This is a genomic window from Variovorax sp. J31P207 (genome assembly GCF_030316965.1).
Lineage (GTDB): Bacteria > Pseudomonadota > Gammaproteobacteria > Burkholderiales > Burkholderiaceae_C > Variovorax > Variovorax ginsengisoli_B.
Genome location: NZ_JASZYN010000024.1, coordinates 52728 through 64319, shown reverse-complemented (window position 1 = coordinate 64319; position 11592 = coordinate 52728). Strand labels below are relative to the sequence as shown.

At 65.1% G+C, this 11592-nt stretch carries 11 protein-coding genes and 1 pseudogene; 8 read left to right on the top strand and 4 right to left on the bottom strand.

The genetic code is table 11. From position 1 onward, the window contains the following. The 8 genes and pseudogenes from QTI68_RS38735 to prpF form a co-directional block, all read left to right on the top strand. Positions 1–184 (top strand): annotated as a pseudogene (locus QTI68_RS38735) (4-hydroxyphenylpyruvate dioxygenase); the annotation flags it as partial. A 151-nt stretch (positions 185–335) separates the two neighbouring features. Beyond that, on the top strand, positions 336–1772 hold the full coding sequence (locus tag QTI68_RS38730) for an MFS transporter (protein WP_286529628.1): 1437 nt from the start codon (positions 336–338) through the stop codon (positions 1770–1772). A 120-nt stretch (positions 1773–1892) separates the two neighbouring features. Continuing rightward, positions 1893–3167, top strand: a complete 1275-nt coding sequence (gene fahA / locus QTI68_RS38725) for a fumarylacetoacetase (protein ID WP_286529627.1) — start codon at positions 1893–1895, stop codon at positions 3165–3167. 100 nt (positions 3168–3267) lie between these two features. Continuing rightward, positions 3268–4326: an Ldh family oxidoreductase gene (locus tag QTI68_RS38720; RefSeq protein ID WP_286529626.1), complete on the top strand. Its 1059-nt coding sequence runs from the start codon at positions 3268–3270 to the stop codon at positions 4324–4326. 208 nt (positions 4327–4534) lie between these two features. Continuing rightward, complete coding sequence (locus QTI68_RS38715) at positions 4535–5515, top strand: Bug family tripartite tricarboxylate transporter substrate binding protein (protein WP_286529625.1); 981 nt, start codon at positions 4535–4537, stop codon at positions 5513–5515. A 5-nt stretch (positions 5516–5520) separates the two neighbouring features. Further along, positions 5521–6471 (top strand): hydroxymethylglutaryl-CoA lyase, encoded by a 951-nt coding sequence (locus tag QTI68_RS38710; protein WP_286529624.1) that lies wholly within the window; start codon positions 5521–5523, stop codon positions 6469–6471. Then, positions 6464–7663 (top strand): CaiB/BaiF CoA transferase family protein, encoded by a 1200-nt coding sequence (locus QTI68_RS38705; RefSeq protein WP_286529623.1) that lies wholly within the window; start codon positions 6464–6466, stop codon positions 7661–7663. The genes QTI68_RS38710 and QTI68_RS38705 overlap by 8 nt, the downstream gene beginning before the upstream one ends. After that, on the top strand, positions 7660–8811 hold the full coding sequence (prpF, locus tag QTI68_RS38700) for a 2-methylaconitate cis-trans isomerase PrpF (RefSeq protein ID WP_286529622.1): 1152 nt from the start codon (positions 7660–7662) through the stop codon (positions 8809–8811). Before QTI68_RS38705 ends, prpF begins: the two co-directional genes overlap by 4 nt. An 8-nt stretch (positions 8812–8819) precedes the next feature. On the opposite strand, the gene QTI68_RS38695 is transcribed toward prpF, so the two are convergent. Genes QTI68_RS38695 through QTI68_RS38680 form a run of 4 tightly spaced genes read right to left on the bottom strand, consistent with a single transcriptional unit; the run spans position 8820 to position 11493 of the window. Continuing rightward, positions 8820–9755, bottom strand: a complete 936-nt coding sequence (locus QTI68_RS38695; RefSeq protein WP_286529621.1) for a LysR family transcriptional regulator — start codon at positions 9753–9755, stop codon at positions 8820–8822. A gap of 54 nt (positions 9756–9809) precedes the next feature. Next, a complete protein-coding gene (locus tag QTI68_RS38690; protein ID WP_286529620.1) occupies positions 9810–10013 on the bottom strand; it encodes a hypothetical protein in 204 nt (67 codons plus the stop codon). A 7-nt stretch (positions 10014–10020) separates the two neighbouring features. After that, entirely contained in the window at positions 10021–10161 is a 141-nt protein-coding gene (locus tag QTI68_RS38685; protein ID WP_286529619.1) for a hypothetical protein, read from the bottom strand. Between the two features lie 18 nt (positions 10162–10179). After that, on the bottom strand, positions 10180–11493 hold the full coding sequence (locus QTI68_RS38680) for a CitMHS family transporter (RefSeq protein ID WP_286529618.1): 1314 nt from the start codon (positions 11491–11493) through the stop codon (positions 10180–10182). Positions 11494–11592 lie beyond the last annotated feature (99 nt).

The window sequence follows — 11592 nt, the reverse complement described above, 5'->3', positions numbered from 1 at the left end:
AGGCGGCACACCGCGCCTGCTGCTGCAGATCTTCTCGGAGACGGCCTTCGGCGGCCCGGTGTTCTTCGAATTCATCCAGCGCAAGGGCGACTACAGCGAGGGCTTCGGCGAAGGCAACTTCAAGGCCCTCTTTCAGTCGATCGAACGCGACCAGGTGCGCCGCGGCGTCCTGCAGACGGACTGAGTCCGTGCCACGGCCTGCGGGGAGCGGGCCATGCGAAAAGTGTGAGTTCAAGCGACAGGCTTCCGCCGAAGGAGTCGTCGCGCCCTGTCGATCCGCGGGAACCTGAATTCGCGGACCGCCTTTCGCCTTTTTCCGGTTCCAGGAGACAAATATGTCCACGACAATCACCGCCCAGCCGGGTTTGGGGGCTGCGGCTCCCTCATCCGCCGCAGGGTCCGCCGCAGCCATTACATCGAGAATGGACCGACTTCCAACCACGGTGCACCTGTGGATGTTGGTGTTGCTGATCTCGCTCGGCGGCTTCTTCGAGGTCTACGACCTCATCTTCACCGGCTACATCGCGCCCGGCATGGCCAAGAGCGGTGTGCTCGCCACCACCACTGAAACCTTCTTCGGCTTCCAGGGCATCGGCGGCTTCATTGCCGCAACCTTCGCCGGGTTGTTCGTCGGCACCTTCTTCCTTGGCTTCCTGCCCGACAAGTACGGGCGCAAGGCGGTCTTCACCTATTCACTGCTCTGGTACTGCGCCGGTTCCGCGATCATGGCTTCCCAGAATGGTGGCGAAGGGATCGTGTTCTGGCGCTTCATCACCGGCATCGGCGTCGGGGTGGAGATCGTCACCATCGACTCCTACATCACGGAGCTCGTGCCCCAGCACATGCGTGGGCGTGCGATGGCCTTCAACCAGACCGTGATGTTCGCCGCTGCGCCGGTCGCAGCCATTCTCTCCTTCTGGCTGGTCCCCATCGCGCCCTTCGGCATCGACGGCTGGCGCTGGGTGGTACTTCTGGGCTGTGTCGGCGCGATCGCCGTGTGGTTCATTCGCCGTGCCGTGCCGGAGAGCCCGCGCTGGCTGGCGCTGAAGGGCCGGGCGGCCGATGCCGACCGGGTGTTGAAGGCGATCGAGGCCAAGGTTCAGGCGCAGCACGGCAAGCCGCTGCCTCCGCCGGTGCCGGCCAAGGTCCAGGCCAAACCGGCGACCAGCACCTTCAGGGAGCTCTGGCAGCCGCCTTACCGCTCGCGCATGATCATGCTGCTGGTCTTCAACTTCTTCCAGGCCATCGGGTACTACGGCTTCGCGAACTGGGTGCCCACGCTCCTGATCGGCCAGGGTATCGAGGTGACGAAGAGCCTGCTGTACTCGTTCGTCATCGCCTTCGCCTTGCCGATCGGTCCCTTGCTCGCGATGACCATCGCCGACAAGGTCCAGCGCAAGTGGCTCATCGTCGTGCCTGCCATGTGCGTCGTGGTGTTCGGCATCCTCTTCGGCCAGATGAGAGATCCGCTGCTGCTGATCGTCTTCGGCGTGCTGATCAGCCTCTCGGGCCAGATCATCTCGGCCAGCTATCACGCCTATCAGTCGGAACTCTTCCCGACCAGCGTGCGTTGCCGAGCCAACGGCTTCGTTTACTCGGCGAGCCGGGTAGGGGCGATGCTCTCGGGCTTCCTCATCGCCTTCCTGCTGCGCGACTTCGGCGTGGTGGGGGTGTTCGCAGGGATCACGGGCTGCATGCTGGTCGTGGTGATTTCGATCGGGCTGTTCGGCCCCAAGACCAACGGACTGTCCCTCGAGGAACTCTCGCACTGACGCCGATCCCGGAGAACTAGCCACCATGAACAAGTACCAGTCGGGCTACTACCGCTGCTGGCAAGGATTGCAGAAGCACTTTGATCCGAAAAAGCCTTGAACTCCACCGGGGAACCCACCATGGCACTCACCACCGACACCACACACGACGCGAATCTGCGAAGCTGGCTCGAAACGGCCAACGATCCCGCAACCGACTTTCCGATCCAGAACCTTCCCTTCGGCCGCTTCCGGCGCGAAGACGACGACGGCCTTTGCATCGGTGTTGCTATCGGCGACCAGGTGCTGGACCTGCGCCGCGTGGGCCTCGTTCAGAACGGGCAGATGAACCAGTTGATGCGACTCCCCCGAGAAGCGCGCCAGGCCCTGAGACAGGCGATCTCCGAGGGGTTGCGCCAAGGCAGCGCGGATCAGGCCAAGTTCCGCGCCGCGTTGGTGCCCCAATCGGAGGTCACGATGTGCCTGCCCTGCGAGATCGGCGACTACACCGACTTCTACACGAGCATCCATCACGCCACGACCGTCGGTAAGCAGTTTCGCCCCGACAACCCCTTGCTGCCCAACTACAAGTGGGTGCCCATCGGCTACCACGGCAGGGCCTCGTCGATCTTCGCCAGCGGGCACAGCTTCCCGAGGCCGCTGGGCCAGACCAAGTCGCCCGACTCGGAGGTCCCGACCTTCGGCCCATGCCGGCGCCTGGACTACGAGCTGGAGGTCGGCATCTTCATCTCGCGACCCAACATCGCGGGCGATCGCATCCCGATGGCTTCCGCCGAGGAACACGTGTTCGGGATCGCCCTCTTCAATGACTGGAGCGCGCGCGACATCCAGGGCTGGGAATACCAGCCGCTCGGTCCCTTTCTCTCTAAGAACTTCGCCAGCACGCTGTCTCCATGGATCGTGACGATGGATGCCCTCGAACCCTTCCGCAAGGCCTTCGCCCACCCCTCGGGCGATCCGCAGCCGCTTCCCTACCTGGATTCGCCGGCCAACCGTGAAGGGGGTGCCATCGACATCGATCTCGAGGTCTGGCTGCAGACCCCCGCGATGAAGGCAAACGGGTCGCCGGGCGAACGCCTCATGACGTCCAACTATGCGGATTCCTACTGGACAGTGGCGCAGATGGTCGCGCACCACACCGTCAACGGCTGCAATCTGCGAGCCGGCGATCTCTTCGGTTCAGGCACCTTGTCTGGCCCTGACGTCGGACAGGGCGGCTCCCTGCTGGAGCTCAGCGATGGAGGCAAGAAGCCGGTCAAGCTGGCCAATGGCGAGACCCGCACTTTCCTGGAGGACGGCGACACCGTCATCTTGCGCGGCTACTGCCAGAGAGAGGGCTTCCGGCGCATCGGATTCGGCGAATGCCGCGGCACCGTCGCCGCGGCTCGCCTGTGAGGCGATGTCAGACGCCCGCGTGAATCGGGTCGAGCTGCTCGACGCCGCGCCGCCACCAGACGCGGGAGCCCATCGTCCAAACAACCGAAAAACCGGCCGAATGAACGTCCCTGTCACTGCCGAGAAGTTTGCGGCCCAGTCGCTGAAGCGCTGGACCACGGCCGTTCTGACCACTCAGAGAATGCCAGCCACGGCCGCCGCGTTGTGTGCAGGCGTCCTGGTGCGGACGAGTCTGCGAGGCATCGATACCCACGGGATCTCGCGTCTTCCAATCTACGTCGAAAAGCTGGCCTCGGGCGAAGTGAATCCATGCGCGGTCCCGAAGTTCGAACACCGCGCCGGGCTTCTGCACTGCGACGGCGACGCTGGGCTGGGGCAGCTGGTCGGAACATCGGCAGTCGACCAGGCCATGGAACGGGCCGAATCCAGCGCCTTGGTCGCATGCAGCATCGCACGCACCGGCCACCTGGCCGCACTGGGAACATTCGTCCTCGCCGCCGCCGAGCGCGGCTTCTTCGCTATCCTGTGCCAGCGGACGCCCCCCATCATGGCCATGGCCGGCGCCACGGGGCCGGTCATCGGAAACAACCCGATCGCCTTTGCCATCCCCGTTCCGGGACAGGCACCCCTCGTGTTCGACATGGCCCACAGCGTCGTGGCGCGCGGCCATGTGGTGCAAGCCCTGCGTGAGGGCGTCGACACGATTCCCGGCGATTGGGCGATCGGACCCGACGGCACGCCGACCACGGATCCCGCCCTGGCGCTGCAAGGTGCCATGCAGCCGATCGCCGGCCACAAAGGCATCGGACTTGCCATGCTGGTGGAGTGTCTGGCGGGCAGTCTCAACGGCGCCCTGGCGGACCAGGGGCCGAGTCCGACGAGTACCGGGCACGGATCGGCAGCGAATGTCAGCGGCTTCCTCATGGTCATCAACCCGGCCCTGGCGATCGGCCGCGATGCCTTCGATGCCAGCGTCAGCGCCTGGATGCAGACCTTCCTGAACGGATCGGGTCCTCGGGCGCGCTACCCCGGCCAGCGGCAGGCCACCTGCGAAAGGGAGCGCGGTGCGCAAGGCATTCCGATTCCCGCTGGTCTGCTGGCCGAACTCCGATCCCTCGGAACGCGAGTGAAGCGCCCCTTCGACCTTCACCCTGTCTGAGGCTCGGGGCTCTTCCGTGATATGAGGTTCTTGTCACCCCAGGGCGCGGAGAAGTTCTGCGCGCAGGGTGAGCATCGACCCGGTGATCCGTACGCGTCCATCTCGCCAATGCGCCCGGAGAACGCTCGGTTTCCCATCGACCAGCCCACCGCAAGGGCAACGCTCCTAGAGTGTCAGGCTTCACCTCGAAGTTCTTGGAGACACAACAATGCGCACACTCATTGCCGGTTGCCTGGCAGCCGGCCTGTCCTTCACCCTGCCGACCCAGGCCCAGGAGTCGGTGGACAAGTTCCCCAGCCGCCCCATCCGCCTGATCGTGCCCTACACCGCCGGCGGAAGTGCGGACGTCATCGCCCGCTCTGTCGCCCAGCACATGTCGACCGCGTTCAAGCAACCGGTGATCGTCGACAACAAGCCCGGCGCAGACGGCGTCATCGGCGCGGACGCGGTCGCCAAGGCGCCCGCCGACGGCTACACCCTGCTCTTCGGCCCCAATGCGCTGTACTCGATCTTTCCCCAGTTGCATCCGAAGGCGACGACCAACGTCCGGCGTGACCTCGATCCGGTTGCCGCGGTCACCTCGGCCCCGATGGTCATGGCCGTGCCGGCTTCGCTGCCGGTGCGCTCGGTTCCCGAGCTGATCGCCTATGCCAAGGCGCATCCCGGCCAGGTCAGCTTCGGCTCCGCCGGCAATTCGTCACTCCAGCGCATGATCGGCGAGAGCGTCGCACTGATGGCGGACGTGAAGATGATCCATGTCCCCTACAAGGGAACCTCTCAGGCGGCGACCGACCTGGCGGCCGAACAGATCCAGGTCCTGTATGGCAGTACCACCAGCATCGAACCCCTCGTCAAGGCCGGAAAGGCGCGGATCATCGCTGTGACCTCGGCCAAGCGCTTCCCGGTCTTTCCGGAGTTGCCTTCCATCGGCGAGACCATCAAGGGCTGGCCGGATCTCATCACCTTCCAGGGCGTCTTTGCGCCGAAGGGCACACCGGCGCCCGTGGTCGGAAAGATTGCGGCAGAGGTGGCTCGCGCAGCGGCCTCGCCAGACTTCCAGGCCCGCCTCAAGGCCAATGGATTCGCGGTCAAGGCCGAGGCGGCGGCACCGTTCAAGGCATCGCTCGAACGCGACTACCAGACCATGAGCCAGGTGATCAAGGCCGCCAATATCGAGTCGGAAGAGTGAGCAACATGCCAGACGTCAAAGTCATCGAAGTGGGCCTGCGCGACGGCCTTCAGATGGTCCGTAATGTGATGCCGACCGAAGCGAAGAAGCAGTGGATCGAGCGGGCGTACGCGGCCGGCGTGCGCGAGATGCAGTTGGGCTCCTTCGTGCCCGTCGCACGCATGCCCCAGTTCGCCGACACGCCCGCGCTGATCGCCGAAGCCCACCGCTTCGAGGGCTTGCACGGCGCGGTCATGGTGCCCAACCTGAAAGGCGCCCAGGCGGCCATCGAGGCAGGAGCCGATCAACTCAACGTTCCGCTCTCGGCCAGCGCAGCACATTCCTCGGCGAATGTACGGACCACGCCCGATGCGATGCTCGAGCTGGTGGCATCGGTCTGCCGTCTTCGCGACGAGCTCCCGGAGCATCGGCGCCCGAAGATCAAGGTCGGCCTCGCAACCGCCTTCGGTTGCACGCTGCAAGGCGAGGTGCCGGAATCGGAAGTCGAGCGCCTGGCCATCGCAGTCGTCGCCGCGGGTGCCGACTCGATCTCCCTGAGCGACACCACGGGCTACGCCAACCCGGCGCAAGTGCGCCGGCTCTTCCGGCGCGTGCGCGAGGCCGCTGGCGATCGAGTGGACACGGCGCATTTCCACGACACGCGAGGACTGGGCCTCGCCAATGTGGTGGCTGCACTGGATTGCGGCATTCGACGCTTCGATGCCTCGCTGGCAGGGCTGGGCGGTTGTCCGCATGCCCCTGGTGCCACCGGCAACATCGTGACCGAAGACCTGGTCTTCATGCTCGAAAGCATGGGCCTTTCGACAGGGATCGACGTCGCCGCCTTGGTTGCCATGCGCCCCCTTCTGCAACATGCCCTACCCGATGAGAAGCTCAATGGAAACCTCTGGAAAGCCGGACTCACCGCGACCTACCCGCACGCCGGAGCCCGGATCGAGGAGGCCGCCCATGTCTGAGGGACCACTCGCCGGAATCCGCGTGGTCGAGCTCTCGCACATGGTGATGGGGCCGACCTGCGGGATGATCCTGGCCGATTTCGGCGCCGACGTGATCAAGGTCGAGCCTCTCAAAGGCGACAAGACACGCACACTGCGAGGCCTGGGCGCCGGCTTCTTTCGCACCTTCAACCGCAACAAGCGAAGCCTCGCGCTGGACATCGACCGGCCGGAGGGCCGCGAGGCCCTGGAACGGCTGCTGGCCAGCGCCGACGTTTTCTGCGAGAACTTCCGGCCCGGACGCATGGCCGAGATCGGCCTCGACCCCGAAAGCCTTCGACAGCGCTACCCGCGCCTGATAAGCGTATCGCACAAGGGCTTCCTGCCAGGCCCCTACGAACACCGCAAGGCGCTCGACGAGGTCGTCCAGATGATGTCCGGCCTCGCCTACATGACCGGCCCGCCCGGGCGCCCGCTTCGCATGGGTGCGTCGGTCAACGACATCATGGGCGGCCTCTTCGGCGCGCTGGGCGTGATGGCGGCGCTGCGCGAACGCGATCGGACCGGCCACGGCGTGGAGGTGCAAAGCGGCTTGTTCGAAAACTGCGCGTTTCTCGCGGCCCAGCACATGCAGCAGTATGCCAAGACGGGCATCGAGCCTCGGCCGATGCCCGCCCGCCATCACGCCTGGGCCGTCTACGACATCTTCGAGGCGCGCGACGGGGCGCAGATCTTCATTGCGGTGGTCAGCGATGGCCAATGGCGTGACTTCTGCCGGATCGTCGACCTGCCGGACTTGGCGGTGGATCCTCGGCTGCAGAGCAACAACGACCGGGTCGCGGCACGGGCATGGCTGATGCCGATCCTGCGGGAACGCGTTGCCGGGCACGCCCTCGAATGGCTGGTCCGCGAGCTGGATGCGGGCGGCCTCCCCTATGCGCCGATCGGCAAGCCGCAGGACCTGTTCGACGACCCTCACCTGAACCAAAGCGGTGGCCTGGGTCACCTGACCGCCGAGGACGGCAGCGCATCACGGATTCCGCTGCTTCCGATCACATTCGGAGGGCGGCGCCTGAGCGCCAATTCGAAGCTCGCCAAGGTCGGGGAGCACAGCGCCGACATCCTGGCCGGGCTCGGATACTCGTCGGACGAGATCGATGCGCTGCGCGGGGCCGGCGCCGCCGCGCCCGCCGAAGAGATCCTTGCCCCATGAAGCCGAAGGCCATCCGCGCGATGTGGATGCGCGGCGGGAGCAGCAAAGGCCTCTTCTTCCTCACCGAGGACCTGCCGTCCGATGTCGCCGAGCGCGATGCCGTGCTGCTGCGCGTGATGGGCAGCCCAGACCCCTACGGCACCCAGATCGACGGTCTGGGCGGCGCCACGCCGAGCACGAGCAAGGTCGTCTTGGTCGAGAGGAGCAAACGCGAAGGCTGCGACGTCGAGTACCTGTTCGGCGCCGTCGCGATCGACCGCTCTTTCATCGATTGGTCCGGCAATTGCGGCAACCTGAGCGCGGCCGTGGGGCCGTTCGCGATATTTCGCGGGCTCTTGGCGCCACAGCAAGGCGACAGCACCATGGTTCGCCTTTGGCAGGCCAACATCGGCCAGCGCATCGACGCGCATGTACCGCTGCGCGGTGGCCAGCCACTTGAAACCGGCGAGTTCGAACTGGATGGCGTCCCCTTCGCATCGGCGGAGATCAGGCTCGAGTTCCTCGAATCGGCAGCGCCTCAGGAAACGCCGACGGCTATCTTCCCCACGAATGCGGTGCGTGAGGCGCTTGAAGTGCCCGGTGTCGGGCGGGTCCATGCCACGCTGACGAACGCAGGTGCACCCACCGTCTTCGTCGAAGCGGAGGCATTCGGGCTGAACGGCACGGAAAGCCGCGCCGAGCTGGAGCTCAACACCGGCGCCACCGCAGCACTGCAGAAGGTTCGACGCCATGCCGCGGTCCTGATGGGCCTGTGCCCTCGGGCGGAGGATGCCGATCTGCTGTCCCCGCATGCCCCGCGTATCGCGTTCGTCGCTCCGGCCGCCGCCTATGTCTCATCCGCCGGCAAGACAGTCGAAGCCGGATCGATCGATCTGGTCGTGCGCATTCTTTCCCAGGGCCGACTCCATCATGCGATGACCGGCACCGGGGCCGTCGCCATCGCGGTCGCCGCCGCGGTTCCAGGGACCGTGATCGCTCGAGCGTTGAACGGCAGGGATTCTGCCAGTTCGGTCCACTTCGGCCACCCCTCGGGGACGCTCGTTGCGGGCGCGACCATCCACAGAAGAAGCGACGGCAGCTTGTTTGCAGAACGCGTGCTCGTCAGTCGGAGCGCCCGCCGGCTCATGGACGGCCAGGTGTTCGGCTGAGAGGGTTTTCAGCCTCGCGGGCCGACCTTGTCTGCAGCTTCGCACCTGGCCTCCCCGCGCGCACGCAGGTGATCGAAGAGCTTGAGCGCAACGTCGGACAAGGCCTTGCTCTCCTGGACACACAGGACCATGCGCCGTTGGGCCCAGGGTTCGTCGATCTGGATGGCCTTGAGGCCCAGCGCGGTCTGAGGTATCCGGACCGCCTCGGCAGAGAGCACGGCAACGCCGAGATCCTCCGCGATCAGATGGCAGGCGGCTTCATAGGTGCTGACGTAGGTCCGATAGCGCAAATCCCGCCCCTTGCGGGCCGCCAAACCGGCCAGGAAAGTCGTCATGCGGCTTCCCGTCTGCAACCCCACCAGTTCGAATTCCATGATCTCGTCGAAGGACACGGAATCCCGCGCGGCCAGGCGGTGACCCGGATGCACGATCAGCTTGAGTTCGTCGCTGCCGTATGGGAACTGCTGCAAGCCCCACAGGTCGGTCGCATTGAGGCAGATCCCGAGCTCGGCCTGGCCTTCCCTCAAGCCCTGGGCCACGTCCGAGGAGACCCGTTCTTGCAGATCGACGCGGATGCGAGGATTCTCGGCAAGGAAAAGGCTCAGATCCCTCGGCACGAACTCGACGATCGAGGAGATGTTCGCAAAGACACGCACGGAACCGAAATTGCCCGAGGCAAAGTCATTCAGTTCCGACTCGAGTTGACCTGTGGAGTCCAGGATCCGGCGCGCATGCTCGAGCAAAACGAGTCCTGCGGGCGTGGGTGACACGCCCCGTCCCCCTCGCAGAAGCAGCGGGAGACCGATGGTGCTTTCGGTTTCCGCGATGCGCTTGCTGATGGCCGAGGGCGCAATCGCCTCGCGCTCGGCCGCCCTGGTGATGCTCGACTCTTCGCAGACCGCGACGAACAGCCTCAGGGTGGTCAGATCAGCGCGCCATTTCATGCGGCAGATCATAGGACCTCGGCAGCAGGGATGATCGTGTCACCCGCGAGCAACTCAACCCGGCATCTTCAACCTGCCACCAGCCTGGGTTCTCAGCCTCTTGGCCGAGGCCCCCGCCTGGACCACGATGCAGTCCACGTCGAGCCCGACAAGCTTTCCGCGGCGCTTGAGGATGCGTCCATCCACCATCACCGTGTCGACGTTCTCGGGCGTCGCCGACTGGACAATGGTGGTCTCGATCTGACCCAGCGGCGCCATGTTGATGTCATTGGTGCGCCGCAGGATGATGTCTGTCCTGCTCGTTGCCGACCGTATAGTGCGCGATCAGCAGATCCGGCCCCAGGTTTGACTCCGTGTCGGGCGTCATCAGGATGCTCATCGAGAGCTGGTGTGCAGGCATGTCCATGGTCTGCCCTTGTGGTGCTTAGAACAAGGGAACGATGCCGAAGAGTCCGGCGGAAAGGACCATCACCACGACCAGAAGCGCGGCCCACTTGAGGGTGAACTTCTGGTGATCGCCGAATTCGACGCCTGCGACGCCCATCAGCACGTAGTTGGCCGCAACCAGGGGGCTCAGTTGATGGATGGGTTGACCGAGCAGCGAGGCACGCGCAATGATCTCGGGCGCGATGCCGTAGCCCTTGGCTGCTTCAGCAAGGATGGGAACGACGCCAAAGTAGAACGCGTCGTTGGAAAGGAAAAAGGTCATCGGCGCACTGAGCAGCGCCGTGATCAGCGGCAGGAAGTGACCGGCCGAACTCGGGATCGCCGACACCACACTCTGGGCGATCGCGTCGGTCATCTTCGTACCTGAGAGGATGCCGGTAAACACCCCTGCGGCGAAAATGACCGAGACCACGGAGAGCGCGCTGGCCGAGTGCGCGGCGATCCGCTCCTTCTGGTCCTTGATCGAGGGAAAGTTCACCGAGATTGCAATGGCGAAGGCGCCCATGAACAGCAAGGGCAACGGCAACACGGCCAGCACGAGGCAGGCCATCAACGCCATCGTCAGCAGAAGGTTGAAGATCATCATGGCCTTGCTGGTGCGCGGCGCGTCGGAAGCATCGAGGTCGACAGCGCCGCCGATCGGAGAAGGCTCGAAGTGTTCGGGCTTCCATTCGATCTTCCGCAGTCTGGCGCGCTCCTTGAGACCCAGGTACCAGGCCACGCCGGCGGTGGCCAGGCAGGCCAACGCCATGGAGGGAATCAGCGGGATGAAGACCTGGTTCGCTTCCAGATGCAGGGCGCTCATGACCCTCGCGGTGGGGCCACCCCAGGGCGCGATGTTCATGATGCTGTTGCCCATCATCGTGACGCAAGGAAGGATCAGTGGATTGATGCCCAGCCGACGATGCAGCGGCAGCATGGCCGTGACACACAACAGGTAGGTGGTCGAGCCGTCGCCGTCGAGCGAGACGATCATCGCGAGCAGGGCCGAGCCGACCACGATCCGTACCGGATCGCCCTTCGAGAGCCTGACGATCAGGCGGATGAGCGGATCGAAGAGCCCGACATCGATCATCAGGCCGAAGTACAGGATCGCGAAGAGCAGCAGCACGCCGGTCGGTGCGATGGCGCGCAGGCCGCTGATGACCATCGGGCCGATGCTTCCTCCGAAGCCGCCGATCAGCGCGAACACGATGGGAACCACGATCAGGGCGATCAGCGCCGTCGCACGGCCGGTCATGACCAGCGCCATGAAGACGATGATCATGGAGAAGGCAAGGAGGGTCAGCATGTTGTCTCTCTAGGGGCGAGCGCCCGCTGGCGGATTCGGATGCGATTCGCTGAGCGGCTGGTGGATCGGGCGGCAACGGTCGCCCTGCGCGTCGCTCGA

Coding starts and splice junctions, on each gene's coding strand:
- QTI68_RS38730 (WP_286529628.1), top strand. CDS start 336: ATGTCCACGACAATCACCGCCCAGCCGGGTTTGGGGGCTGCGGCTCCC.
- fahA (WP_286529627.1), top strand. CDS start 1,893: ATGGCACTCACCACCGACACCACACACGACGCGAATCTGCGAAGCTGG.
- QTI68_RS38720 (WP_286529626.1), top strand. CDS start 3,268: ATGAACGTCCCTGTCACTGCCGAGAAGTTTGCGGCCCAGTCGCTGAAG.
- QTI68_RS38715 (WP_286529625.1), top strand. CDS start 4,535: ATGCGCACACTCATTGCCGGTTGCCTGGCAGCCGGCCTGTCCTTCACC.
- QTI68_RS38710 (WP_286529624.1), top strand. CDS start 5,521: ATGCCAGACGTCAAAGTCATCGAAGTGGGCCTGCGCGACGGCCTTCAG.
- QTI68_RS38705 (WP_286529623.1), top strand. CDS start 6,464: ATGTCTGAGGGACCACTCGCCGGAATCCGCGTGGTCGAGCTCTCGCAC.
- prpF (WP_286529622.1), top strand. CDS start 7,660: ATGAAGCCGAAGGCCATCCGCGCGATGTGGATGCGCGGCGGGAGCAGC.
- QTI68_RS38695 (WP_286529621.1), bottom strand. CDS start 9,755: ATGAAATGGCGCGCTGATCTGACCACCCTGAGGCTGTTCGTCGCGGTC.
- QTI68_RS38690 (WP_286529620.1), bottom strand. CDS start 10,013: ATGGCGCCGCTGGGTCAGATCGAGACCACCATTGTCCAGTCGGCGACG.
- QTI68_RS38685 (WP_286529619.1), bottom strand. CDS start 10,161: ATGGACATGCCTGCACACCAGCTCTCGATGAGCATCCTGATGACGCCC.
- QTI68_RS38680 (WP_286529618.1), bottom strand. CDS start 11,493: ATGCTGACCCTCCTTGCCTTCTCCATGATCATCGTCTTCATGGCGCTG.